At 35.6% G+C, this 26023-nt stretch carries 21 protein-coding genes, 1 tRNA gene and 2 pseudogenes; 13 read left to right on the top strand and 11 right to left on the bottom strand.

What is annotated here, in order from left to right:
* The first annotated feature begins 223 nt into the window (after nucleotides 1-223).
* The 3 genes from AA80_RS04830 to AA80_RS04820 all read left to right on the top strand — a co-directional run bounded on the left by AA80_RS04830 (nucleotide 224) and on the right by AA80_RS04820 (nucleotide 3628).
* The gene (locus AA80_RS04830; RefSeq protein ID WP_103876693.1) at nucleotides 224-2824 is read left to right on the top strand and encodes an ABC transporter permease; all 2601 of its coding nucleotides are present in this window, start codon (nucleotides 224-226) and stop codon (nucleotides 2822-2824) included.
* Nucleotides 2824-3519: an ABC transporter ATP-binding protein gene (locus AA80_RS04825; RefSeq protein WP_103876692.1), complete on the top strand. Its 696-nt coding sequence runs from the start codon at nucleotides 2824-2826 to the stop codon at nucleotides 3517-3519. The genes AA80_RS04830 and AA80_RS04825 overlap by 1 nt, the downstream gene beginning before the upstream one ends.
* 34 nt (nucleotides 3520-3553) lie before the next feature.
* Nucleotides 3554-3628, top strand: a tRNA-Ala gene (locus AA80_RS04820).
* Between the two features lie 52 nt (nucleotides 3629-3680).
* On the opposite strand, the gene AA80_RS04815 is transcribed toward AA80_RS04820, so the two are convergent.
* The 9 genes and pseudogenes from AA80_RS04815 to AA80_RS04775 all read right to left on the bottom strand — a co-directional run.
* A complete protein-coding gene (locus AA80_RS04815; RefSeq protein WP_103876691.1) occupies nucleotides 3681-4970 on the bottom strand; it encodes an ABC transporter substrate-binding protein in 1290 nt (429 codons plus the stop codon).
* Nucleotides 4971-4983: 13 nt separating this feature from the next.
* The gene (gene coaE / locus AA80_RS04810; protein ID WP_103876690.1) at nucleotides 4984-5565 is read right to left on the bottom strand and encodes a dephospho-CoA kinase; all 582 of its coding nucleotides are present in this window, start codon (nucleotides 5563-5565) and stop codon (nucleotides 4984-4986) included.
* 2 nt (nucleotides 5566-5567) lie between these two features.
* Nucleotides 5568-6941 (bottom strand): glucose-6-phosphate isomerase, encoded by a 1374-nt coding sequence (locus tag AA80_RS04805; RefSeq protein WP_103876689.1) that lies wholly within the window; start codon nucleotides 6939-6941, stop codon nucleotides 5568-5570.
* A 34-nt stretch (nucleotides 6942-6975) separates the two neighbouring features.
* Nucleotides 6976-7497, bottom strand: coding sequence for an adenine phosphoribosyltransferase (locus tag AA80_RS04800; RefSeq protein ID WP_103876688.1), 522 nt, complete (start codon nucleotides 7495-7497; stop codon nucleotides 6976-6978).
* A gap of 3 nt (nucleotides 7498-7500) precedes the next feature.
* Nucleotides 7501-8487, bottom strand: coding sequence for a UDP-glucose 4-epimerase GalE (gene galE / locus AA80_RS04795; protein ID WP_103876687.1), 987 nt, complete (start codon nucleotides 8485-8487; stop codon nucleotides 7501-7503).
* A gap of 16 nt (nucleotides 8488-8503) precedes the next feature.
* Complete coding sequence (locus AA80_RS04790; RefSeq protein WP_103876686.1) at nucleotides 8504-9586, bottom strand: DUF933 domain-containing protein; 1083 nt, start codon at nucleotides 9584-9586, stop codon at nucleotides 8504-8506.
* A 7-nt stretch (nucleotides 9587-9593) separates the two neighbouring features.
* Nucleotides 9594-10361 (bottom strand): nucleoside triphosphate pyrophosphohydrolase, encoded by a 768-nt coding sequence (mazG, locus tag AA80_RS04785; RefSeq protein WP_103876760.1) that lies wholly within the window; start codon nucleotides 10359-10361, stop codon nucleotides 9594-9596.
* A 31-nt stretch (nucleotides 10362-10392) separates the two neighbouring features.
* Complete coding sequence (locus AA80_RS04780; RefSeq protein ID WP_103876685.1) at nucleotides 10393-11547, bottom strand: tetratricopeptide repeat protein; 1155 nt, start codon at nucleotides 11545-11547, stop codon at nucleotides 10393-10395.
* A 221-nt stretch (nucleotides 11548-11768) separates the two neighbouring features.
* Nucleotides 11769-12286, bottom strand: a pseudogene (locus AA80_RS04775) (transposase); the annotation flags it as partial.
* A 174-nt stretch (nucleotides 12287-12460) separates the two neighbouring features.
* On the opposite strand from AA80_RS04775, the gene AA80_RS04770 reads away from it, so the two are divergent.
* The 10 genes from AA80_RS04770 (at nucleotide 12461) to AA80_RS04720 (ending at nucleotide 23816) form a co-directional block, all read left to right on the top strand.
* Complete coding sequence (locus AA80_RS04770) at nucleotides 12461-12871, top strand: hypothetical protein (RefSeq protein WP_103876684.1); 411 nt, start codon at nucleotides 12461-12463, stop codon at nucleotides 12869-12871.
* A 224-nt stretch (nucleotides 12872-13095) separates the two neighbouring features.
* The gene (locus AA80_RS04765; RefSeq protein WP_103876683.1) at nucleotides 13096-13512 is read left to right on the top strand and encodes a hypothetical protein; all 417 of its coding nucleotides are present in this window, start codon (nucleotides 13096-13098) and stop codon (nucleotides 13510-13512) included.
* 464 nt (nucleotides 13513-13976) lie between these two features.
* Entirely contained in the window at nucleotides 13977-14384 is a 408-nt protein-coding gene (locus tag AA80_RS04755) for a GH36-type glycosyl hydrolase domain-containing protein (protein ID WP_255396820.1), read from the top strand.
* A 126-nt stretch (nucleotides 14385-14510) separates the two neighbouring features.
* A complete protein-coding gene (locus AA80_RS04750) occupies nucleotides 14511-15200 on the top strand; it encodes a DNA alkylation repair protein (RefSeq protein ID WP_199177854.1) in 690 nt (229 codons plus the stop codon).
* 139 nt (nucleotides 15201-15339) lie between these two features.
* On the top strand, nucleotides 15340-15981 hold the full coding sequence (locus AA80_RS04745; RefSeq protein WP_103876680.1) for a hypothetical protein: 642 nt from the start codon (nucleotides 15340-15342) through the stop codon (nucleotides 15979-15981).
* A 644-nt stretch (nucleotides 15982-16625) separates the two neighbouring features.
* Nucleotides 16626-17219, top strand: coding sequence for a rubrerythrin (gene rbr / locus AA80_RS04740; protein ID WP_103876679.1), 594 nt, complete (start codon nucleotides 16626-16628; stop codon nucleotides 17217-17219).
* Between the two features lie 37 nt (nucleotides 17220-17256).
* The gene (locus AA80_RS04735; RefSeq protein WP_103876678.1) at nucleotides 17257-17637 is read left to right on the top strand and encodes a desulfoferrodoxin family protein; all 381 of its coding nucleotides are present in this window, start codon (nucleotides 17257-17259) and stop codon (nucleotides 17635-17637) included.
* 298 nt (nucleotides 17638-17935) lie between these two features.
* Nucleotides 17936-19963: an oxygen-binding di-iron domain-containing protein gene (locus AA80_RS04730; protein WP_103876677.1), complete on the top strand. Its 2028-nt coding sequence runs from the start codon at nucleotides 17936-17938 to the stop codon at nucleotides 19961-19963.
* The gene (locus AA80_RS04725; RefSeq protein ID WP_103876676.1) at nucleotides 19960-22989 is read left to right on the top strand and encodes a glycosyltransferase; all 3030 of its coding nucleotides are present in this window, start codon (nucleotides 19960-19962) and stop codon (nucleotides 22987-22989) included. The genes AA80_RS04730 and AA80_RS04725 overlap by 4 nt, the downstream gene beginning before the upstream one ends.
* Before the next feature lie 173 nt (nucleotides 22990-23162).
* Entirely contained in the window at nucleotides 23163-23816 is a 654-nt protein-coding gene (locus tag AA80_RS04720; protein WP_103876675.1) for a hypothetical protein, read from the top strand.
* A 131-nt stretch (nucleotides 23817-23947) separates the two neighbouring features.
* Here the strand turns inward: AA80_RS04720 and AA80_RS10480 are convergent.
* Nucleotides 23948-24220: pseudogene (locus AA80_RS10480) on the bottom strand (permease); the annotation flags it as partial.
* A 42-nt stretch (nucleotides 24221-24262) separates the two neighbouring features.
* The gene (locus AA80_RS04710; protein WP_103876674.1) at nucleotides 24263-25981 is read right to left on the bottom strand and encodes a hypothetical protein; all 1719 of its coding nucleotides are present in this window, start codon (nucleotides 25979-25981) and stop codon (nucleotides 24263-24265) included.
* Nucleotides 25982-26023: the final 42 nt, after the last annotated feature.

The following is a 26023-nucleotide window of genomic DNA, read 5'->3' as shown; positions in this document are numbered from 1 at the left end:
AACTTAACTTTTTTATACATGTAATATTTTACCCCTTTTTTTATTCTTTTGTATGTCACGCATTAGATAATATTAAATGTCCGTGAAAAACTTTGCTACGTTCACAAACTCATTTTATTATGTAATCAATTTTGATATATTTTTTGTTAAACCTTAGTATTTTTGAAAGTAATTTGATAAAATAACACTATACAGCGAATAATGCGTTTTGGGAGATGGTTTAGTGTTTTTTTGGAAATTTGCCCTTCGTAATTTTTTAAAGAGATGGCAAGTAAGTATTTTGTTAGTATTGGGGACTATCATTCCTTCTTTATTAACTGTTTCTTCTCTTTCCCTTAATGATTCGATAGTTTCCTATAGAAAAACTCAAGTGGAAGTTAATTTTGGTCAAGCAGATGCCTTTATTGTTAATAACAGGACATCATTTTTTCTCTCTTTTCCTTTGTCACAAATGATTTTAGACGATATAAAAAGCAATCCCCAAATAAAGAATATTCTACCGGTTTCAGAAAGTTTGGGAAGAATAGAGCATAATGGACGTTTTTTAGAAGTTCTGGTTGTTGCGGTTAAAGAAGAATGTCTTTCAAACTTTGTGGGTCAAAATATTGATTTAAGCCCCGGTAAAGTAGTTATATCTAAAGAGATAGCAAAAGAATTTGGACTTAACGAAGGAGAAACCATTACAATTCATATGCCTGGAGGTTCAAAGAATTTAGAGATTAACTATGTTGGTGAGAAGGGTTTTTTGAATTATCGAGGAGAGATGGCGCAATATCCAGGATCGGTTTTTGTTAATGTATCAGATTTCAAAGGCAATACAGTTTTTCCTTCAAAAGCTTATGTAGATTTTGTTGAATCTGAAAATGTAGATATTTCTAATATTTCCCTTCCTTCAAATTTGGAGATTAATAATATAAAAGAAGATTTTTTAAATTCCCCAGTAAATGAAATTCTGGGATATATTGTTTTTGCCTTTAGTTCTTTTTCAATATTGGCTGGTTTAATATTAGTTATAGTTTTCGGGAATAATTTTGCAAACGAGCAAGAAAAAACGGTAGGTATTTTAAGGATTTTAGGTTTTAAAAGGTATAAGATCTTATTTCTTTTCTTTATGGAAGCCCTGTTGTATTTTGGGATATCTTCTATAATAGGAGTCCTTTTGGGGGCGAAATTCGGAGCTGTCCTGTTAAATCAACTTGGTGAAATTGTATCAGGTCTAACTTTCGAAACTTTGGGAAGTTTCACAACCGTTCCTTATGAATTAAGTGTTAGAACAATAATATTTGGTTTTTTAATAGGTATTATTATACCCTTGGTTATTTTTATGATTAAAGGGTTACATATTTCCAACAATTTTCCCGTAGAATCCTTGAAAAAGGATGTGGAGGCATATGTTCCTCATGGTATTAACGGGTGGTTTTCCATTCTTTTTATTATATCAGGTTTTCTGCTGATTTCATTTGCAAATGAGTTTGAAATCCCAGGATTAATACTAATTTCCTTGGGTTTAGTATTTGTATTCAAAAATCCTCTATTTAATGTTGGGTTATCCATTTTTCTTATGATACTTAGTAAAACATATTTTGGTCTCTCTTCAGGAGTATTAACTTTTAATTTTATTTTTCAAAGATCTTTTTTATTCGGTTTCATCGTCGTTCTTTTTTTTACTTCTATAATTCCAATTTTAAGAAGGTTTTCTAAGGTGTTTTCCTCAAAGAAGAGTGTTCCTTTTCTTTTGGGATTTTCGTATGTAGAGAGATTCCCCGTGAGAGTTTTAATGCTTTCTTTGATGTTTGGTATAATTATTTTTGGTTTGATTGTTATTTCTTCCATACCAGCGAATTTGGTTAGGTTTGTTGACACTTCTATGAAAGAAGGATTATTTGGATACAATTTTCTGGTTGTATCAAATCCTATAAAAAACTTGTTTTTTTCTGATGATATAGCGGTTTATGAAGGAATAGAAAAGCCCACTAAGGTTCAAGTTGCCATGATCAACTCACAGATTATAGCTTTTGTAGACAATACTTTTCTTGAATCGGCGATAATTCCATCGGAATCAGTAACAGTTTGGAGAGAGGAACTAAAGAGTAAAAATACCGTTCTTTATGGAAAATTTAGTGATGAAGAAAAAGTCCCAGAGTACGTCAGGGGCAAACTTTCTTCTATTACGCCCTTAGGTGGAGCATCTAACGTTTCTTATGATGTTGTGGGTTTTTTTAACTTAAAAGATATTACAATTCCTGTAAAATATGTTACAAATATAATTTCTAAACCTAATAGTGTGAAAAGTATCGATATACTTTTAGGAAATGTGCCTAAAGAAAATATAGATGAAATTAAACAGAAATATATGTCAACTTTTGATTTCCCCATTTTTATAGAGGAGGAATTACAAAACATTTATAATGGAGTCGATGGTATAATTTCCCTTGCAACGGGGATGCTTTATCTTGGATTGATTAGTGGATTTTCAGGACTGGCGCTGTACTCTGTAAGGTCATGTATAATTCGCCAAAGAATAATCGGGACTCTAAGGGCTATTGGTTCAAGCTCACAAGATATAACTAAGGGGCTTCTCATTGAAAATTTCAGCATTGTTTCCGTAGGAGCTTTCATCGGTCTTGTTGGAGGTTACCTAGTCGCAAAGGATATCGTTTTCGCCATCTTTCATCTTTTAGGAAATGTTGATTTTTATTTTCCTTTGTTGAATGTAGTAGGAATAGTTGGAATGGTGTATTTAATCACTTTTCTAACCTTGATGATACCTTCGTTTTTAATAACTAAAATCACACCAGCAGATAGTTTGAGGGAGATAGGATAATGGAAGTTGAGAATAAAAATAGTGCTTTGATAAAAGCGATCGAATTGTACAAAGTGTACAACGATAAAAGAGTAAAAGTAGAGGCTTTAAAGAACATTACCTTAACGATTAAAAAAGGTGAATTTATTGGTATATTAGGACCTTCAGGTTCAGGTAAAACGACCTTGCTTAATTGCCTTTCTGCAATAGATAATCCTACAAGCGGCGAGATATACTTTAAAGGGGTTCCATTCCAAAATTTGAAAGAAGAAGAACGGACTTCCTTCAGAGCCAAAAACATGGGCTTTGTGTTTCAATTTTTTAATCTAATTCCGGTTTTAACGGTTTTAGAAAATGTCCAAATGCCTTTGTTAATCTTAGGAGAAAAGAATAAAACCTCAAAAGAAAAGGCTTACGAAGTTTTAAAAAAAGTTAAGCTTGACAATAAAGTAGAAAGATTCCCTTATGAGCTATCAGGTGGAGAGCAACAAAGAGTTGCAATTGCAAGGGCTATAATACATTCGCCAGAGGTTATATGGGCTGACGAGCCAACTGGAAATCTTGACAGTGAAAATGGTGAAATAATAATAAACCTTTTGGAGGAAATAAGAAAAGAAAAGGGAACAACGCTTGTGGTAGTTACCCATGATTCGAATATTGCAAAAAGAGCTGATAGAATTATTCAAATTAGAGATGGAATTATACAAGAAGTTTAATTCTTTGATGAATTTTGATATAATATAAAAAGAAGGGGTTGTAGCGCAGCGGGAGCGCGTTGCCTTCGCAAGGCAAAGGTCGTGGGTTCGAATCCCATCAACTCCACCAAAATGAAACCCCAGGTTCTGATTCTACCTGGGGTTTTGATGATTATTATTTATTATTCAGCGTATTCACCTGTCTCCTTTAATCCTGTTTCTAAAGTATTCACAATAGCATCGTATGTCTCGTCTACTGTGGCCATATCATTTAGGAAGTTAGCAAATACTGTGCTGATGTCACCTCTTATATTGTTCCATGCTGCAGGTTTTGGATCTGGGATAGCGGTTTCTAATTCTTTAAGTGCAATAGTTGGTTTATCATCTCTTGCCGTATGAGCTTTCCACTGTGGAACTTCTTCAACATCTCTTCTTATTGGAACATATCCGGTATTTATTGACCAATATGCAACGTTAATGGGGTCCATCAAAAATTTAAGGAATCTCCATGCTGCGTCTTTTTGCTCTTGGCTTACCCAATTAAACATTATCAAATCTGTTCCAGCTATAGGTGAGCGAGGGACACCATCTACAGAAGGCAATGGAGCCCAAGCAACCCCGTGTTTCCCTCTGGAAGATTTTTCGGCATAAGTTAAGCCTGCAACAGTTGCCATGTAAGCAGCGATTTCTCCTGAGCCGAACTGGGGATCCAAATATGCGTTTTGGAACAGGGCGTATCCAGAATCTTTCAGGTTCTTTATGTATCTTAAAACTTCTTTTGTTTCTTCTTCAGGTAAAACAATCTTGTATTTACCGTCACCAACGTATTCTAAGAATGTTACGTTATGTGCATATAAAAATATCTGAAAATCGTCGATAAAGTTTCTCGCACCTAATCCATATTGATCTGTTTCTCCATCCATATCCAAATCCATTGTTAAAAGTTCACTTACTTCAAACAACTCATTCATAGTTTTGGGGGGGTTAACTCCAAATAGATCAAAGAGATCAGGGTTATAATAATAAACATAAACAGATTTGTTGAATGGGATTCCGTATACAGTGTCTCCCCAAGTAACTATATCCTTTAGAACAGGGAATATCTGATTATCCCAAGCATCCTTAAACGCGGAATCATTTTCAATATATCCGTTAAGTGGTTCCACTACACCAGAAAAAAGGTACATTGCCGTCCAGTTTGCGTAAGCTTGGGATAAAGTCGGAAGGTCTGTAGTACTTCCTTGGGAGTAAGCGGTGATTGTAGAAAGTAACTTTTGGTTTAAAGCGCTGTAGTTCCCTACATAGATAGCTGAGACGTGAACATCTGGGTTTTCCCTATTAAAGGTATCGACTAAGGAGTTCAACGTCTCTCCCAGTTGCCCACCCATCGCGTGCCAAAACTCAATTTCGACTTGAGAAAAAGCAAAAGAAACAAGTAAAATTGTAAAAAGAATGGTAACAACTTTCTTCACTCCAAACACCTCCTCATAAGTTTTGGATAATTTTTTCTATTTCTTTGTACAATTGATCAAAATTACCAGCGTTCCATATTTTAAAATCATAATGTTTATAGTCTTTGTAATCTTGTGATTCAACGATATTTTTTGATCTCTCCAAGGGGATACCGCGATTTTCTGACAGCCTTTTAATACGTAATTCTTCTGGGGCATCTACGTAGATAATTTTATCACATAATTTGTCCACTCCTATTTTGAAAAGCAAAGCTGCATCTACAATTATTATATCATTTTTATTTGAAATTTTTCTCACTATTTGTTCAGTTTTTTTAAGAATTTCTGGGTGGACAATCTGATTCAATAATTCTAACTTTTCTTTATTTGAAAAAACTATTTCTCCAAGTTTGGATCTTGAAATATTGTTATTATCGTCAAATATTTCGTCTCCAAAGTTTTCTTTTAATTTCTCTTTAATAAAAAGATAGGTTAAGACCTCGTGTCCTAACCTATCCACATCGATTATGGATGCCTTATTTTTGTATATTGTTTTTATTATCTTTGATACAGTGCTTTTTCCAGATCCTGCAGGGCCTGTAATTCCTATTACCATTTTTACATCGTTACCTGTTTTTTGCTTTTAAGTTTGTTTTCTACCTCGATGTTGAAATCTTCGTATCCTTTCCTTCCCATCATAGCATAAGTAACCTTTTTACCTAATTCGACACCGGGTTGGTCATAGGGGTTTATCTCTAATAGACTTCCCATCACTGCTGTTTGAAATTCATATGCGAATATGAATTGTCCCACATTGAAGGGATTGATCTGAGGGAAAATAACTTTGAGATTTGGTCTATTGTTTTCTGTCAAAGCGTATTCCGTACCAGCTAGTTCTGTATTCAAAAGGGCTGAAAGATTTTTACCTCCCAGATAAGATAGCTCAGGAAGATCACAGTGTATGTTAGGGATTTTTATGTTTCGTTCGAAATTTTCTAATTGTATGAAAGTGATTACCTTATCGTAAGGCCCTTCGTTATATAGTTGAACTTGGGAATGTTGGTCTGTTGTACCTAATGCTTTTATTGGAGTTTGACCAACGTTCACGACTTCACCTTTTAAATTGTATTTTTTCCCAATGCTTTCTGCCCATAATTGTCTGTACCAATCAGCTAGTAGATATAATTTGTTTGAGTATGACATCATTACAGAAATATTGTAACCTTTCTGGTAATAAAGATAATGGACTAGGGCATTAAAAGCAGAGGGATTTTCCCAAATGTTTGGATTAATAACCCTTTGATGCATTTCCTTGGCACCGTTATATAGATCAATTATATCTATTCCGCTTGCCAAAGCTGATAAAAGACCAACAGGGGTCAAAACACTGAACCTGCCACCAATTGAAGGGGGTATATCTAGGGTTTTTATTCCTTCTTCTTCAGCTATTTTTTTCAATATACCTTTTTCTGGGTCGGTGGTGAATAGAAAATGTTCTTTTGGGTCTAATCCAAATCCTTCTACTATTCCTCTTGCAACCAAATAATTTGCCATGGCTTCGGCTGTTGTACCGGATTTTGATATAACATTGAACAAAGTAGTCTTTGGATCGATTTGATCTAATACGGACGCTATGAAATCAGGGTCAACATTATCGAGAATGAAGATTTTAGGAGTTTTTCTTATTTCTTTAGATAAAACATTATAATTCAATGGATTGAGCGCTGTTTGCAGTGCTTGATTTCCTAATGCTGAACCGCCTATTCCTAAAACTACTACACTTTCAAAACTTTGTACCCACGTTTTTAAATCCAAAACTCTATCTATGTAAACCCTTGTGAAAGGTAGACTCAAAAAGCCAGGATTTTTTTGTTTTATCATTTCCACAATATCTTGAATTCTATTGGCGTGTTGGTTTATTTCTTCCTCCGTTAATCCATTTTCTATATTGGGATGAATAACATTTGAGAAATCAAATTTTATTCCATTCATCTTTTTTCCCCCTTCTTACAATTAAATTATACTTTCAATAATATATCAAGCTAGCAATTTCCAAATCTTTTAGATTTTCTCTTGGGTTTAGATAGGTTAGTTCGGCAAGACAAACAACTCCAACGGTTTCTCCTCCAGCTCTTTCTATTAATTCTTTTATGGCTTTTGTAGTACCTCCCGAGGCTAACACATCATCAACAACTATGACTTTTTCACCTTTTTCAATCGCGTCAACATGCATTTCCAGGGATGTTTGACCATATTCCAATTCGTAAGAGATCGAATAAGTTTGGTAAGGTAGTTTTCCTGGTTTTCTGATGGGAACGAATTCTTTATCCATGATATAAGCTAAAGGTGTGGCAAATATAAACCCCCTTGACTCAGGGGATACAATACAATCAAAATCCCAATCTTTTATCAATTCGACGATTTTGTTAAGTGAATATTTAAATACTTCAGGATTTTTCAAAAGTGGGGTAATGTCTCTAAATATAACGCCTTTTTCTGGAAAATCTGGTATGTCTCTTATCCATTTTTTTATCTCTACTGTCTCCATATGTTATCCTCCTAATCCTTTTTTATCTTTATTTCTATGCCAATTCCAAGCGTCGGATATTATCTTTTCTAATTCCTTGTGTTGAGGGTGCCAGTTTAGGATCTCCTTTGCTTTTTTTGAGGAAGCTATTAAAACAGCAGGATCGCCAGGTCTTCTTTCTACTACTTGGTAATTTATTTTTTTTGAAGTTACTTTTTCGGATGCTTTAATAACCTCTAAAACGGAAAATCCTTGCCCGTTACCTAAATTAAATACGTCAGATTTTTCGTTTTCCTTCATCCATTTCATAGCTAAAATGTGGGCCTCTATCAAATCCATAACATGGATATAGTCTCTAATGGGTGTTCCGTCCTTGGTTGGATAATCATCTCCATAAACGTACAGCTTGCCTCTTTTTCCTAAAGCTGTTTCCAGAACTAATGGGATCAAGTGAGTTTCCGGTTCGTGAGCTTCACCTATACTGCCATCAAAATATGCCCCGGCAGCATTGAAATATCTTAAAGCTACATACCTTATAATATCAAGTTTAGAATACCAATTTAGTATTTCTTCAACCATTAATTTTGATTGACCATAGATGTTTGTGGGATTCTTAGTTTGATCTTCAGTGATGGGGACTATTTTAGGTTCTCCATAAACAGCAGCGGTAGAAGAAAAAACTATGTACCTACTTTTGTGTTTTTGCATACTGTTCAGAAGGTTCAATGTCCCACATATATTGTTTTTAAAATATTTATAAGGTTCTTTCATTGATTCACCAACCAATGAAAAAGCTGCGAAATGATATACTTCATCTATTTTGTAATTTTCAAATACATAATCAATATCTTTTTCGTTTCTAAGATCTCCTTCAACGACTTGTACATCTTTGACAGCCCACTTATGACCTTTTTCAAAATTATCAAAAACTACTACTTCTTTATTTTGATCTTGCAACCTTTTGACCAAATGAGAACCTATGTACCCAGCTCCTCCTGTGACAAGTATCATTAGGTCACCCCTCTAATCAAGCATTAGCTCTAATGTTTAATATTTCTCCATCTTCTAATACTTCATCTTTACCAGCCAATCTCCAAAGTCCTTGTTCTTTTACTTTTTCTTCGCTTCCGTATTTAATTAAATTCTCGTATTTCATAACCTCTGCGCGAATGAAATTCTTTTCAAAATCAGAATGTATTTTCCCCGCAGCTTCCTTCATTGTACTGCCTTTTTTTACGGTCCATGCTCTTACCTCGTCTTTTCCGACGGTGAAAAAGGAAATTAGTCCAACATGATTATACACAATTTTTGCTAATCTTTCAACACCAGGTTCTTTAATTGATAAATCTTCCAGAAATAATCTTTTTTCTTCTTCATTCTCAAGCTCGTTTATTTCTACTTCTATTTTTCCGTCTATCTCAATATACGCAAAATTCTGTTTTTTACATTCTTCAATTATCTGTTCCTTATATTCATAGCTATCTTTTGTAAATTGGTCATCATCGACGTTGACACAGACGATGATGGGTTTTAAAGTGAATAAAGCTAAAGAGCCAACTAATTTTTTATCCTCTTCACTCAATTCCATCTTTGAAACAAAAACCTCATCCTCCAAAACTTCTTTTATTTTCAACAAAATTTTTTCTTCGTTTTCTTCTGTTACTGAGAATTTTGTCTTTTTCTTTTGCGTTTCAAGCCTTTCTAATCGATTCTCTACAATTTCTAAATCTCTGAAAATTAGTTCTGTTTTTAAAATTTCTAGTTGTTTTATTGGATTATCAGCATTTTCAGGCCAAGGTACCGAGGGGTTTTTAAACGATCTTATAACCAAAAGCAAAGCATCAACATTTTGTATCATCTGAAAAATTCTCGTTTTTTCTTTTGGATCCCCTTTGTGGTCGTAACTTGGAATATCGATAAAATCTAAACTAGCAAAGATAATCTTTTTAGGCTTGTATAAACGTGCGAGAGAATTAACTCTTTCGTCTTTGATAATAGCCGTTCTTTTGATAGCCTCTCTTTTATAACTATCCTCTATTTTATAGTCGGTTAAAAGGGAAAAAATAGTAGTTTTACCCGTTAATGGAAGGCCAAATATGCCTATTTCCACCTAATTTTCACCTCTTTTCCTCTTTTTTAATGAATTCCCAATATTTGTCTAACTCATCTAAATTTAAAGCTTCAAATTCTTTTCCATCTTTTTCAATTGCTTTTTCCATCTGGTTGAAGCGTTCTATAAACTTCTCACTCGCCTTTCTTAAAGATACTTCCGGATCTATCTTTAAAAAACGAGCCAAGTTAACCAGTGCAAATAATAAATCCCCAAACTCTTCTTCTAATTCTGCTTGGGTTTTTGCTTCATTAAGTTCTTCCACTTCTTCTTTTACTTTATCGAGCACGTCTTTCACTTCTAACCAGTCAAACCCCACCGCAGCAGCGTTTTCTTGAATTCTTCTTGCCAGTGACAGTGCTGGTAAGGCTTTGTTAAGTTTACCGATTCTACTAAAGTTCTTCTCTCCATTCTCTTTTGCTTTTATTTCCTCCCATCTGGCATAAGAGTATACTTTTTCATCTCCAAAAACATGCGGATGTCTTCTGACTAACTTTTCGATCAGTTCATTTATCACTTCAATAGTAAAAAACTCATTGTTTTCTTCAGCAATAGTGGAATGAAAAACAACTTGGAGTAATATATCTCCTAACTCTTCTTTTATTTTTGTTATATCTTGTTCGTCAATAGAATCAACCAATTCATAAGCTTCTTCAATTATATAGGGTTTCAAACTATCATGTGTTTGGGCTTTGTCCCAATCGCAACCTTTTGGTCCTCTCAATCTTTTCATTACTTTCATAAGCTCTTCAAATTTTTCGCCTAATTCCAAAATAATTCCTCCTGTATTGAACTTATTAGCTTCCTTATTTATTATTCTGCTCTTTAAATATTTGTTCGTGTTCCTTGACCTTCCTTTTTTTATCCAAATAATATAGCAACCATAATGCAAAAGCTACTCCTAACAGCAAGGGTAATAGATACTTAAGGAAAATTTCAAATACAACTCTCGATCTCAATTCTCTTAGAGCTTTTTCCATTTCTTCGGTGACATAGTTACGACTTTGAGCACCATTGAGAAAGTATCTAGCTAATTGGCCATATTCTTTTTTATCCCAACGATAGTAAGTTAACCCCAATTTAGACATTATTCTTCCGTTTTCCTTGTCTTGGGTTAAAGCTTTTTGATAATATTCTATCTGTTTTCCGTAAATGTTTTCTATGTCACCTAAAAATTCGTATGTTTCAGATAGAATTGATGAGTCCTTTGAAACTGGAATTAAAGAAAGGGCTATTTCCTTAGATTTTTCCGTTTCTCCCATGTTGTAAAAAATTTTTGAAAAGTACAGTAAAGTTTGAGCATTTTGCCCTTTTAAATTCATATAAGTATTATATAGGTCTTTTATAATGTCGTAGTTATTTGTTTGAAAACTTATTTCTACCAATGATTCAATTATTTTTTTATCGTAATTGTAAGTGAGATAGATTCCTTTTAAATCATTATAAGCCTTTTGAGGATCATTATATATTTTAGATTTTGATAGGATTTGTCCTTGGTAATAAACAGTATAGGGAGTTTTCCCTCCCACAAGCCTTTCGATTTTTTCAGAATATTCAAAGATTTCTTTCGCTACAGATGGGTTCAAAGAATTTTGCCAATATTGGAAGTTGAAAAAAAGATACATAGAATTTATTATTATTGAATCAGGGTATTCTCTTAGGGCTTCTTCAAACAATTTGGTAGGTTCAAGGTAAAAATAAGGGTCTGACTCTTTTAATATCTTTAGGGTTGTCTCATCATCAGGAAACAGCACTAGATCTGAAAGTTGCAAATTGTCTACATACATCGATAATCCCGTTTCCCATCGTTTCAACAAGCCTCCAAGGATCTTTAAATATGGATCATCTGATTCATGCATTGTTTGAAGATCTACGTAGTAAACAAAATCATCAAAAACTGTGGCAAAGGTCGATAACGTAAAAATAATAAAAAAAAGCAACACAAATAATTTTTGTCTCAAAACATCCCTCCTACAATGTCAAATAGTTTTAAAAGCTTTTTGAAAAATTTTCATCAATACATTTTTGTAGTAATAATTATATCATAAAGCCACTTCTTAAGAAAGCTAACGCAGGCTCCTTGTCAAATATGGTTGATAGAATAGACTGAAGAGATGATGACAAGGGTAATACAGCTTTTTTTGTTGAGTAGTTTCAGCTCAGAAAGGATAACTGTTTACAATATAAAGAATAATCTTACAGGTATCTTTTTATTGTTATTCGTTACCTCTTCCTCTATCTTTATACTTTCTCTTAGCTTTTTCTGTGCGTCTTTTACTACATGAAAATGGTCCGCTACTACTTTCACTCCAGGTAATTCTTCTTTGACTGCATTCTTAAACGAGACTCTCATATCGAGAGCTGCTTCTGTTATCTTTTGCCATCTATAACTTATCTTCTCATTTCTGAAGCTTTTCCCTGTTTTTTTACACATGTGTCTTTGTGGTCTGTGTATCAGATATATTCTTTGTGTCCCAACTTTTTCAGCCTTGATGATCCTTTCTTTTGCTTTACCGTTACGTACTATGTATTCTCGCTTGTCATTACATTCTTTACATTTATACGGGCATTCTGGTATCTCTATCTTTTTCGAATATCCCACTTCAAAATAAATCTCTCCCTCTTTTTCAAATCTTTTCTGTCTTTTAACTTAAAGCCTTTATCAATACCCAGTATTTGTGCTATAATTTTGTTGCTTATGATATCGCTCCTCTCTCTCTTTTTATTTTTTTGTTTTTTGTTCAATGAGGAGCGATATCTTTTTTTACCCCTTTTGTCAAGTACCTCATCAACCATTTTTATTATACAGCCAAAAATAAAATATGTAATTTGTATTCATATGCAACCTTTCATCAAGAAAGGAGAGGCTACATTATGAGAAGAAAAGTTATGTTTTTGATGTATATTTTGCTAAGCTTATCTCTTTTAGCTAATTCTTCTAACATCTATTGTGCGATTGAAGAACATGTTAAAGCACTAGATACTTACAAGAAAAGAACCTTCAGTAACCAAGTAAATCAACTAACCATGGAAGAACAATTAATTAATTTTAATCCCATTCCATCAACAACTTTCACTTTTAATCAAAACGACTATAGTATAAATATTTCTAAGGATTTAAGAGATATCTTGTATATAGGAAAGATAAAAGAAGAAAAAGAGAAAGAAGTTATCAAGGCAAAATTTCAAGAAATAAATGTAGGACAAGAACTCATAATTTCTGTATTCTCGTCATTTTTGAATTACTTCATTCAAGGAGAAAAATTACCACTTTACAAAAAATAGAGGAAATATTTGCCAAAAAGCTGGACCAATAACTCAAAATAATATATATTAGCGCTTGAAAGCATATCCTACCCAAAGGAGATGATACTATCAAGCGCTTAATAAAAGAATATCATAAAACCTCGACAATTGGAATACTTTTTTCGTATTTTTTTCAATATACCAGATTTTTTACAAACCCAACCAGGATAAAATTTATTTGGTTATGTATTGGAATTATCACTATGACCAGTATTCAATCTGTTAGTTTTATGCATAAATGGTTTCTAAAAAAAGTAACAAACAAGTCGTTGAATTCATACTACTACCTGCTTTCATATACCAAACTGAATTTAAAATATCTTATGCGAACTACTGTAAAGATAGCTTTGTCCTATATACCAAAAGTCTTAAAGCCATTATTCATATTTGTTGTTATTGATGATACCTTGCAGGCAAAATTCGGTGTCCACTTTGAATGTCGGAAAGAACTTTTTGACCACACTGCTCGGAATGGCTCTAACTATCTTAATGGACATTGTTTTGTAGGATTAATTCTTAAAATTCCTATGTTCTTTAAAAAGCAGGTTATCTATTATCTCAAAGTACTCATAGGTTACAGATTAAAAAAGATAATCCTGCCGAATCAAAGCTACAGATAGCATCAGAAATGATTAACTGGGTTATGGGGATACTTAAAAACTATAAGATGGTTATACTTTGCTGTGATAACTGGTATCCTAAAGGAGAAGTATTAGAAACTGTTAAAAAATATAATAATCTTGAGCTTATTGACAATGTTAGAGTTGATACTGTACTTAATGACTTGCCTCCTGAACCTACTGGCAAACGAGGTCGTCCTCGGAAAAAAGGTAACCGATTAGTTATTTATAACCAGGAACACTTTAATTTTAGCAAAATAGGAAAATATTTTGTGTAGCCACCCGCAAGGTTATAACTAACCTTTTTAAAAACAATGTTGTGTATGTAACTGTGACGACTTCTGACTTAGAGAGGAAAAAAGCTATAGGCTTTTTATAAGCACAATAATGCCTGAACAGTTAGAGCATATGCTACCAGTAGTTAAAGACGAGATAGAATATAATATTTCCAAAGAACAACTAATATCCTTGGAGGGGGTGATATGGCTTATCACTATTATAAACAGTCCTTGCCCACCAGTGTCTGTGATAATCAGGATGTTTACAAGTTGGAACCGTATATTTACGCTGAGTACATAACAGGACCGAACCATCCCGACTTTGGGGAAGCTGGCCACTCTTGGCTCACGGGCACCGCGTCTTGGATGCATAGGGTCGGAATCGACTTCATTTTGGTGGTGAGACCTGAGTTCAATGGACTTAGGGTTGACCCCTGCGTCCCAAAGGAGTGGGATGGTTACAAGATCAAAAGAAAGTTCAGGGGCGCAACCTACAACATCACGGTTAAGAATTCTAACCATCCTTCAAAGGGTGGGGCCAAAATTAGGATAGATGGTAAGGAGTACGAAGGCAACCTCTATAAAAATATTTGATGGAGAACATGGATTTGCAGATAGATATTCTCATAATTATAATGAAGATTTGTCAAATAGATCCAAAAAAATAATGAAACAATTTTTAAAAAGTTTTAAAATAATCTTGTAAGGCGGGTGACTATTATGGGGTTTGAAGTTAATGATTATATTGCAAAAATTAGGCAGGCTTTTATGGAAAAATCTAATCCGGAAAATGCTAAAAAACAAATTGAATACATGAAAGGAAATTTTGATTTTTTTGGTATAAAAGCACAAACAAGACGTAAGGTGACCCAGGAATTTATGAGAAAGGCAGAGCGGCCTGACTATGATGATATCGATGTTGTTATAAGGAAATTATGGAAACTTCCGGAAAGAGAATATCAATATTTTGCATTGGAGCTTCTGGAAAAGTATAAAAAGGGATTCGAAGAAGATATTATTTCTTTATTTGAATATATGATAACTAATAAATCCTGGTGGGACACGGTGGATTTCATATCTAAAAAACTTGTTGGGGAATTTTTTAAAATGTTTCCGGAGTTAAGGGATGAATATATTTCAAAATGGATGGACAGTGATGATATCTGGCTTCAGCGGACCTGTTTGCTATTTCAACTTGGATATAAAGAAAATACAGATTTGAAATTGTTATTTAATTTAATTGAACGTCTGCAAGGAAAGGATGAATTCTTTATCCAGAAAGCTATTGGATGGTCACTCAGGGAGTATTCTAAAATAGAACCAAAGAAAATAAAGGAATTTATTCAGAAACAAGATTTATCTGCATTGAGCGAAAGGGAAGGGTTGAAATTGTTAAAAAGTAAAGGTTGAAAAAATACAAACTTCGCTTAATAAAAGTTTATGATTCCGTACGCTACACCCAAATTTATGATCCTAAGCTAAGTCAGGCTAGGGGTCATGAACTTCGGCAATACGGATATGTTATACGCCATTGATAAGGAGAGATTAAATGAAAAAAAATGCAATTTTAAAGGAGATTTCTGAAAAAGATTTTGATCGCGATTATTTTGTCAAGCTAATAAATAGTAATAGTAATATTAGAGACTTAATTATAAATGAATTGCTTTCAAATACTAATATTATGATATATTACCATTGTTATTATGTAGTTTCGGATGCGAGTAAGAAAGCACCTTCTTTGTATTACAAATATTGGGATAAATTTGTAAAATTATTAGATCATGATAATTCTTATCATAGAGATATTGGATTAACACTGATTGCGAACTTAGTAGAAGTTGATGAGGAAGATCGATTATCGTTAATATGGACAAAATATCTGGAACATATTAATGACGAAAAGTTTATGACTGGAGAATGTTGTATAAATAATATAAGAATTATTTTAAAGACTAGGCTTGACATGATAGATGAAGTGGTTAACATTCTTTTAAAACTTGAAAAAGTATGTAATTATACTGAAAAACAGATTGCGCTCTTAGAATATAGTGTTTTAAATATATTTGATGATGTATTTTTCAAGAGCAATTATAAGGATGAAATTGTTTGTTTTATAAAAAAGAGAACTACGAGTATAAGTTCAAAAACAAGAAAAAAGGCTAAGCAACTTATTAAAAAGTATAAGATATAACGCATATCAACGGTGTATAACATGGAAGGTTCCGCTACGCTACACTCAAATTCATTCGTCAAGGGGAATCGTTCTAAGACTCGTGGAAAAGCAGAGAAGATATACGAGATAATCTTGTTCAAATATCATTAAGAATTTGCAGTAAATTATAATATTATTTATTGTTTTTGGAGTGAGATAAAAGTGGGGGCCACGTTGTATAACAAGGAATTTACGTTGTGGCTAAAGACCAGCCTATCCTAACGGGACATGCCCTCTGGAGCTTGCAATGAGTGAGGTTAATGATGATTGGCAAGCTTGCGCCAGACCTTCGGCACGGGTACGTAGGAAATTCCCAAGACGTTATACGTAATCCCTAAGTAAATAATTAAAAGAAAGAAGGTATCGAGGAAGAAATTTGATTTTCTTATTATTAACATACTTTTGCTAATTTGAGGAAATAAAGATAATTATGAAAAAACATTGATATTGTTGATATTATCTATATTACTTTTAGTAGTTGGGTGTATTCATAAAACAACATGGAATGAATTTGCTTGGATTGAGTATTCATTTGGTAACCAACATTATGAAAAAGCTGCAATATTTATTTCTTGTAAAGTGGTGTGGTATAATAAAAAAATGTAAAAAGGAGGATGTAACTTATGAAGGGCTTAAATGGGACTAAAACTGCTGAAAATCTTCTAAAAGCGTTTGCTGGTGAATCTCAGGCACGCAACCGCTATACCTATTATGCATCAGTAGCTGACAAGGAAGGATATAAGCAAATAAAAAATATTTTTATTGAAACAGCCGACAATGAAAAGGAGCATGCGAAGAGGTTTTATAAATTCCTGCTCGAGGGGTTTCAGAATGAACTGCCGGCAACAATGGAAATAAATGCAGTTTATCCGGTTGCCCAGGGAACTACCCTTGATAACCTGAAAGCCGCGGCAAGTGGTGAAAATGAGGAGTGGACAGACCTCTATCCAGAATTTGCAAAAGTAGCTGAAAAAGAAGGCTATCCTGAAATTGCAGAAGCCTTCATAATGATTGCTTCTGTCGAAAAAAGGCATGAGACAAGGTTTAACAAGCTTGCAGCGAACATCGAAAATGGTAAAGTTTTCAAAAAGGGTGAAAAAGTTATGTGGAAATGCGGGAACTGCGGTTATGTACATGAAGGCACAGAAGCTCCGGAGAAATGCCCTGCATGTATTCATCCACAGGCATTTTTTGAGCTGTTTGCAGAAACCTATTAAAATATCTAAGAATCGAGGGAAGAGGGGGATATTTAAGATGAAAGCGCCTGTAGCTTTTTACAAATGCGAAATTTGCGGGACCCTCGTAGGTTTGATCAAGAATGGAGGCGGTCAGCTTGTTTGTTGCGGTAAACCAATGACAGAGATGAAAGCGAATACTACAGAAGCATCCACTGAAAAGCATATTCCTGTAGCAACAAAGGAAAACGGGAAGATAACCGTCCAGGTTGGATCAAATCTCCATCCCATGACAGACGGGCATTATATAGAATGGATTGCTGTAGTAAGCGACGATGGGACTGAAAGAATCTCACTAACCTCGGCTGACGAACCCAAAGCCGTATTTTGTGATAAGAAAAACGCAGAAGTATATGCTTATTGCAATCTGCATGGTTTGTGGAAAGCAGATGTAAAATAGGTTGAAGGAATAAAAAACAGCATGGTTCTACAAAAGAAGAATCACTGAAAATCTTGCGCAATTAAACAGGTAATTTTATCATTAAGGCAGTAAAAGTATAACATCCGATGCCAAATACAAACGTTGCTTTTAGGCCGCAAGGGTTTTAAAACAATGTTCATATTTGTGTACTTAGGGCAGGGTATGGAATATTATTTATATAAGTTTGAATTATGCCGTAGGCTATTATGGAATCGATAGGAAGCATATGGGAAACAATAGAAAATATTAAAATATTTGGGGGGGGTATAGTAAGCCAATGAGTAACGCAAGAGTTGTTGAAATTGCCGAGAATATCTACTGGGTAGGGAGCAGAGGGCAGCAGGGTGGCCTTAACTGTAATCCTTATTTGCTGGTTGATGAAGAAGAAGCGGTTTTGATTGACCCTGGCTCAGTCCTGGATTTTGAAGACGTGCTGGGAAATGTCTTAAGTATTGTACCTCTGGGAAAAATCAAGTATGTTATCCTTCATCATCAGGACCCTGATTTTTCTGCGAGTGTTCCTTTGTTTGAACAAAAAGGGGCAAATTTTAAAATTATTACTCATTGGCGAACTCAGAATTTAGTTAAATATTATGGCATCAAATCAGATTATTATATCGTCAATGAAAACGGATTCAAATTGGTCTTAAAATCAGGCCGGGTTCTGAGGTTTTTGCCCACTCCCTATTTGCACTTTCCCGGGGCTATTGCAACCTATGATGAACGTTCCAAAATCCTTTTTTCCAGTGATCTCTTTGGGGCATTTTCCTATGAATGGACACTCTATGCCGGAGAAGATTATCTGGAGAAAATGAAGACCTTCCACGAACATTATATGCCTTCGAATGATATTCTCCGGCCGATTATGGAAGAATTCCTCCGACTGGATATCTCGATGATTGCGCCTCAACATGGTTCGATTATCCGCGATAACGTAAAAACCTATATTAAAGCCTTAAGAGATATGGAATGCGGTTCCTTTATGGCTTCCATAAAGAAAAATCTAATGAAGTCCGGTGGCGTCAAACTAATCTGTAGTTTGGTTATCAAACGATATGTTGCGATCTTTAATAAGGCGGAAGTCTTACAAGCCATTGAGGGTTTAGAACTGACCCTGGATAAGGAGACGCTGGAAATAACGGATTATAATTATCCGGGCAACCGTTTGTGGGATATGCTTTTTGAATTTATCCTGGCCCGGAAGGGTTTACAATGGCTGATTGTGATCGAACCTTATGTGCGTAAACTATCTCAGGAATATGATATTCCGATGCCTGAAGTGTTTCAAACCACGCTCAAACAGGCTGAAGAGAAAGCGCTTCATCTGAGTCAGGAAAATCTCCTGCTTAAGGAAATCAATGCCAGGTTGGAGAACAGCATAAAAGAAGTTCAGGAAAAATTGGTGCATTGCCCGGTGACCGGTTTGTATAACTATGATTTTTTCCAGAATTATCTGACCTCAGAACTGGAAAATTTGTTAGCTTCTGATTCGCCCCAGAATCCCGCCCTTCTTATCCTGGACGTGGATCAGGTAGATAAAATCCGCTTTTCTTACGGGGAGCAGGAAGTCAATGAGATTCTGAAGAATATAGCCGATATGGTGACAGCCCTAAAAGAGGAAAATACCCTGCTGTTTCGGCTTCAGGGAGCGTCTTTTGCTTGCTATCTCCAGCATACCACCCGGGAAGCGGCTGTGAGTTTCGCGGAGAGGGTGAGAAATGAGATTGCTTCATCGGAAAAATTCGTTGAGAAAATAACGGTATCGATAGGGGTTGTCACTTTAGATGAATTAAGAGAGGGTAATCCGTATCTGAATGATCCGGCAGAGAGAATGTACAATATTGCCACCATGCGCGTCAAGCTGGCCAAAAGGATGGGAATGAACTTTGTTTGCAGCAGTTCTTCTTTAGAAAAATATCAGGAGGAGATCGGGAAGATCCTGATCGTCGAGACCGATGAAGTGAGTATCGATGTCTTAAAAACATTTTTGGAGAATTCGAACTATAAAGTACTCATCGCTCGTGACGGGGAAGAGGCCTTAAAAATTCTGGAAACAGAGGAAGTGGATCTGATTATTTCCGAAATTATGCTGCCTAAAATCGATGGTTTCCTGATTCGCGAAAGTCTCCTTGCCAAATCGCAGACCAAAAATATTCCTTTCCTGATAGTTTCCCACCTCAAAGATGATGATACTGTCGAGAGAGCAGCGGCGTTGGGAATTGAGCATTATTTCCGCAAGCCGGTCATGCTTTCCGAATTGCTGGGAGTTATCAAAAACAGGATCAAAGGGGAAACGTTTCGATGAACTTTAAAGTTGAAGTTTACGTGATATTGGCTATCGTGCTTTTTCTCCTCATAGGAATTATGCTGTCCCTTTTGCTCATCAGAAGGCTGAAAAACGATGAGGAGAAGCTGGAGCACGAAAAACAGAAGAAGGCTTTAGTGGAATTCATTTCTGGAAAATTGCAAAAATTAGGGTTCAAATTTCCTTTAGCCATCGGCTTTGAGTTTCAGCAATCTATTAAGCTTAACAGGCAGAACGAAGAAAAGATAAAAAAAACTTTGGAGCAAGTGCGGCTGGAAAAGAAATACATACGTCAACTGCGATCATGGTTTAGAATCAGGAGAATGGAAGCCGCTGTATATCTTGGTTTTCTTGGTACGGACAATGCCAGGCTGGCTCTTGAAAAGGCGCTCTTAAAGGAGAAGCTTTATCCGGTTAAATTATATATTGCCAATGCTTTGTCTGATATAAAGAACGAGGCTTCTCTCCCTGTCTTGGTCTTCTCTTTGTTTAATGCTCACCGTTGGTATAGAGAAAAGGTTAATATGCTGATTGCGGATTTTGGCAAATCCTTTAATGCCTATCTTCCGCAAATTGTGGACAACCAACGGATGGAGATTAAAGAACTGATAGTTGATTTTGCTTCGGTGTATTTTTCCGAGGAGGTCAAAAACTATCTTATCCAACTGATTGATAGCAAAAATGAGGCCATTTCCAGACTTCAAGCTATCTATGGTGTGAGTGGGGTGAAGTCCTGTTCTAACTGTATGTATGCAACACCTGGTGAGTCCGAAGACATTCGTACATGTCCGTATTATGGGACAGTTAAACCTGATTATTATTGTGGAAAGTATAAAAAATTGCCTCTCAGTATGAATCTTAAGGAAAATTACCATCAGTTGGTCTATAAAGCAGCCGACATCCTGGCTCGTTACTATCCCCAGCTTCTGGATGATGAAAAATATTTGCATTCCGAAGATATTGAGCTAAAAAATATCGCAGTTAAGGCGCTGGCTAATTTCCATAATCAGGAAAACATTGGGAAACTGCTTACCTATGTACGCAATCATGATACTGCCCGAAGTGCTGTTAATGCGCTTTCTTTATTGATTAAAAAAAATCCGACGTATATAAATATTATTCTGCAAGCCTTTGCAGAAGAAAAGGATTTGGCAATTAAACAGCGCCTGGCGGAAATTCTTTCGATACGTATCGAGTATTTTATTATGAAGTTAATTACCAGGAACAAGGAATCTGCAGCCCAGATCATCAAGCAGATCTTACTCTTGGGAAGAACCAGTGAGATTATAGATTTTCTTAATAAAAATAAGAATATCGAAGTAGAGAATGAACTGGTTGCGATCATCCGAGAGGTTGTCACTATTTCGGAGAATTTGAAACGGGAATTTTCCCGTTATTTATGTGAAAGAGTAGCCTATAAATGCAGAATTGTTCCACAGCCGGAAAACGAGGAGCCGAAGGTAGAAAACAAAGATAAAAAGTTGATTTCTAATATCTATCTGATTTTGCTTTTCAGTCTGCTAATCTTTCCTCTAATTTACGTTTTCAGACATCATGATCTGATATTGCATATTTCCTGGACTAAACAACTAGAAATATTTGTAATAGAATGCAATTACTACCTGGCTTTTTATTTTCTGGCCATAAATTTAATTTATCTTGTTCTCTTGATGTTTTCGTTTTTCCATGTCAATCAGCAAGAGCGCCTGTGGAGGATAAAAAACAGTAGCTTTCTTTTCAAGAAAAAAATTCTGCCCTCGGTTTCCATTATTGCCCCGGCTTATAATGAAGAAAAGACGATAATCGAGAGTGCGAATTCCCTGCTCAACCTTAAATATCCGGATTATGAACTCATTATCGTCAACGATAGGTCTAAAGACAAAACTCTGAATGTGTTAATTCAATATTATGATCTGATAAGAGTAGATCATATTTTTGAGTACAAGTTAAATACCAAGCCAATCAGGGGGATCTATATGAACCCCTCTATTCCTAAACTCGTCGTGGTCGATAAGGAAAACGGCGGCAAGGCGGATTCCCTGAATGCGGGCATTAATATTTCCCGCAAGGAATATTTTTGCGGGATCGATGCCGATTCCCTGCTTGAAGATGACGCCTTACTTAAACTGGCATCCCTCGTATTAGATGAAGGAGTGGAAACTCCTGCTCTGGGCGGAAATGTCTTACCGGTAAATGGGTGTACAATTGAACGCGGCCAAATTACTAATGTCCGAATACCCCAAAACCACCTGGCCAGATTCCAAACAATAGAATACATACGCGCTTTCATGGCGGGAAGGCTGGGCTGGGCCAAAATCAACAGTCTTCTCATCATTTCCGGGGCTTTTGGTCTTTTTAGGAAAGAACGAGTCATCCGTGCAGGGGGATATCTGACGAGCAGAGGGAAATATGCAAAAGACACAGTCGGAGAAGATATGGAACTTGTCGTGCGCATCAATAGGCTGATGAGAGAAATGGGTTTCAGATACAGAATTCGCTATGCTTATAATGCGAACTGCTGGACCGAGGTGCCGGAAGACCTGAAAAGCCTGAAAAGGCAGCGCTACCGTTGGCACCGGGGACTGATCGAAAATCTCACCATCCATAAAAGGATGATTTTTAACCCCCGCTACGGCAGAATTGGCCTGTTGGCTATACCTTATTTTCTGCTTTTCGAGATGTTCGGTCCCCTGGTAGAAATCCAGGGATATCTCATGGTGTTTATAGCGTTGATTATTGGAATCCTAAATGCTGAAGTCGTGCTTCTTTTGTTTATTTCGAACATTTTGCTGGGCATTCTTATTTCACTTTCTTCCTTATTTATTGCTGAAAAGAATATTAAGTATCTACGATGGAAAGACCTGATGATTCTTTTGGCTTATGCCATTCTCGAAAATTTTGGACCGCGGCAGCTTTTTAGTTTCTGGCGAGTGGGAGGAACGATCAGCATGCTTAAGAAACCCACAGGCTGGGGTAAACCGGAGAGGAAAGGATTTGCGGCTGCTAATCATTCCGCAAAGGGGTGATGGGACAATGAAAAGGAAAATTATGATTTCGGCACTTTATGCTTTGATTATCATGCTGTGGAATCCCGGCAGATCTTTGGGGCGAGATCAAATTCAAATTCCTTCGTGAGTTTGCTCTGTTCAAAGTACAGGAGCAAAAGCTTTATGCCCAAACCACGAAACATGGTTTTCAGGTGCTCAAGGAGGGAACATGGCTGAAGATCTTTGTTAAAGGCGAGAATATCGGTGCCGCCCTTCCAGGAAGGTGGTTCACAGAGTTTCCGGGGAATGAGCAAGTTTACCTGGATTGGCTGGAAAAAATCGGACAGATGCGGGCTAATTCCATCCGAGTTTATACACTATTGCCTCCGGAATTTTACAGGGCTTCACTTTACTATAATATCAAACATCCGCATGAACCCCTTTGGCTCTTCCAGGAAATCTGGCCGGAAGAAAATCCCGAGGAAGAGAATTATTTAAACCCAAGCTATGTGGAGGAATATTTCCAGGAAATAAAGTATACCGTTGATGCAATTCATGGCAAGGCGGATATTCCCGAAAGGAAAGGAAGGGCGTATGGAGTATATGACAGCGACGTCTCTAAATATGTCCTGGGCTACTTGGTTGGCAGGGAATTGGAACCAGATGAGGTTATACAGACGAATCAGTTGAATCCAGGCTTTAGCTATACCGGGGAGTATTTGTTCTCTGATCAAGGCGCTAACCCGACGGAAGGATGGTTGGCCATGAACTGTGACTATGTTTTGCATTATGAAGAGAGCACCTATGGCACTCAACACCCGGGTTGGGATTGTCAGTTGGTCTATGCTCGATGTTCAGGAGCATGATTCGGAATGGAATGCTTCGGGGTTGAAATCCCTGGAATATAACGATAAAGTTTCAGTCAATATTAATCATATTTCAACGGGAAATAAGCTGCAGGCAGGTTCGGCCTCTTCTTCATCAGCCTTGGCAGCCACTGCCCCCTGAACCTTTTCTGATCATCCTTGCGAAAGATTACAGCCATTAGTAGGCCGATAACCAGGGCAAAGACAACCTCACCAATAGCCCAGGCTAAGTCTAGTTGCCAGCCTAAAACCTTGGCAGTCAGAATGATGGCCAGGATGTTAATGACCGGCCCCGAGTAAAGAAAGGCGGTCGCCGGACCGATTCCGGCGCCCCTCTTATAGATACCGGCAAAGAGGGGTAGTATCGTACAGGCACGGACGGCCAGAATGATTCCGGAAACCGCGCATTAGATAATATTACATGTCCGTGAAAAAGATTGGATAGATCATACATGCGCAATAGGAGGGCGACGGAAGTCCGCTCTCTCTTCCCCTTCAAAAACATAAAAAGAAATGGCAGAAGGCTTTCTTTTCAACGTATATTTTTTCACGAATGAATTAATCTCTTTTGGTACTTTCGGTGTGATTTCCTTTGGTATATCCTTTAAATCATAGTACCTACCGTAATTCATTATGAATTTTTCTAATATCTTTTTTTGGCTTGCATCAAGACTAACGTAATTTTCAATGAACTCTTTTAAATTCTTTTTATTTAAGTCTTTCATAAATCTTTTTACAACATCTTTCCTTCCCAAATAAAAAGGATGTTCGTTGAAGGTTATATTTTTGTTTGTGTAGATTTTTGGTTCTTGAACGTTTGTTAGTAAAGAATCAAAATCTATCTTTGGATTTCTTACAAAGATATAGTTTATTAACTCTTTCGTGTAGTAATCACATCTTTCTTCAATTAAACTGTCATCTTGTATCTCTTTAATTATCTTTTTTAGATTGATCTCTTCTTTGTAGTAATGAACGAGGTAAGAGGTAAAGAGTTCTGATACTTGTCTTTCTTTTGAAAGGTTTTTAAACTTTTCAAGGTTTATCTCAAACTTCTTATCTATATCCTTCTTTTTCAATTCTTTGATCATACATATAGGTGTGGATGTATCGATTTCAAACTCAAGAGCATCTATTATGTTTCTCAAGGTACTTGGTTGAATGTACTGTGTCTTTGCAGATAAAAACTCTTTCAACGTTCTTTCAGAAACGTTCATCGAGTCTATAGGTATCTTTTCTTTTCCTATCTCTTTCCTTATGAAATCTCTCAGTTTTGGTGTACTTCTGTGTTGGTTGTTATCCAAATTGAATACAAAGTATTTTAATTGGTTAATGATATCTTTAAAAGTATTTTTTATCGGTTCACTTTCCGCTTTGTTTAGTTGAGATAAACACTTTGAAAAGATAAAGGCGGTCTCATAAACCAAAGGGTCGTTGTTATTCTTCTGTACTTGAAATATGGTATCAAGGGAATTGAAAACTTTAAAGTTATTATCTTCAAAATAGTAACCAAGGTAGAATCCCAATGGAAAAGTAAAAGCTAAAGCCTTTTCTTTGTTTGTATCTTTCAACCACCAAGATATATTGTTTAAAGCTTGTACCATACCAGAAGGATGTGGAATAGTTTTTAAAATCTTAAATGCTTCTATGTTTAAACAAACTGCTTCTTCGTATCTTTCTTCGTTCTTTTTCCCTCTTGCTTTTGATAGTAATATGAAACCTTTGGTGGCGGGAGCATTTTCATAACTTTCACTCCAAATCCTAATGGTTTGCAAATCTTTTTCTTCAAAATTTATTTCACGAACATTCTTTAAATTCTCAACAACTATTCCTTTTAAATACTTAGGAAGTTTTTCGAATTCTTTCTTCAATTGATTGAATACTTCTTTAATTTCTTCATTTCTAGAAAGTTTGACCAAAATATCTATCTTTTCAACTAAAATTAAACAATACAAACCACCTTTTTTCAGCCCCTTTATCTCTTCATCTATTATCTCAAGGGCTTCATCGTATTTTACATCCCATTTTAATTTTAAAACGTTTATGTAATTGACAATGCTTTTATTTTTATCTGGTCTATCACTTTCTAAGTAATGAATAACATAATTCAAAATCGGTCTTATGAACTGTCCTTTATTCACAATTTCAACCAATAGTTTAATGTTCATTTATATACCTCTTTTTCCTTTACCCAATAGCAACAAAAATAT

The organism is Petrotoga sibirica DSM 13575 (genome assembly GCF_002924625.1).
GTDB lineage: Bacteria > Thermotogota > Thermotogae > Petrotogales > Petrotogaceae > Petrotoga > Petrotoga sibirica.
Note: the sequence above shows the minus strand (reverse complement) of the source record. Positions and strands in the feature narration are given on the sequence as shown.

Bases quoted from the DNA above. Each gene is read 5' to 3' on its own strand.
- AA80_RS04750 (WP_199177854.1), top strand. From the start codon at position 14,511: ATGGGGTTTGAAGTTAATGATTATATTGCAAAAATTAGGCAGGCTTTT.
- rbr (WP_103876679.1), top strand. From the start codon at position 16,626: ATGAAGGGCTTAAATGGGACTAAAACTGCTGAAAATCTTCTAAAAGCG.
- AA80_RS04710 (WP_103876674.1), bottom strand. From the start codon at position 25,981: ATGAACATTAAACTATTGGTTGAAATTGTGAATAAAGGACAGTTCATA.
- galE (WP_103876687.1), bottom strand. From the start codon at position 8,487: ATGATACTTGTCACAGGAGGAGCTGGGTACATAGGTTCTCATTTGGTC.
- coaE (WP_103876690.1), bottom strand. From the start codon at position 5,565: ATGGTAATAGGAATTACAGGCCCTGCAGGATCTGGAAAAAGCACTGTA.
- AA80_RS04745 (WP_103876680.1), top strand. From the start codon at position 15,340: ATGAAAAAAAATGCAATTTTAAAGGAGATTTCTGAAAAAGATTTTGAT.
- AA80_RS04730 (WP_103876677.1), top strand. From the start codon at position 17,936: ATGAGTAACGCAAGAGTTGTTGAAATTGCCGAGAATATCTACTGGGTA.
- AA80_RS04800 (WP_103876688.1), bottom strand. From the start codon at position 7,497: ATGGAGACAGTAGAGATAAAAAAATGGATAAGAGACATACCAGATTTT.
- AA80_RS04735 (WP_103876678.1), top strand. From the start codon at position 17,257: ATGAAAGCGCCTGTAGCTTTTTACAAATGCGAAATTTGCGGGACCCTC.
- AA80_RS04825 (WP_103876692.1), top strand. From the start codon at position 2,824: ATGGAAGTTGAGAATAAAAATAGTGCTTTGATAAAAGCGATCGAATTG.
- AA80_RS04770 (WP_103876684.1), top strand. From the start codon at position 12,461: ATGAGAAGAAAAGTTATGTTTTTGATGTATATTTTGCTAAGCTTATCT.
- AA80_RS04725 (WP_103876676.1), top strand. From the start codon at position 19,960: ATGAACTTTAAAGTTGAAGTTTACGTGATATTGGCTATCGTGCTTTTT.
- AA80_RS04805 (WP_103876689.1), bottom strand. From the start codon at position 6,941: ATGAATGGAATAAAATTTGATTTCTCAAATGTTATTCATCCCAATATA.
- AA80_RS04765 (WP_103876683.1), top strand. From the start codon at position 13,096: ATGACCAGTATTCAATCTGTTAGTTTTATGCATAAATGGTTTCTAAAA.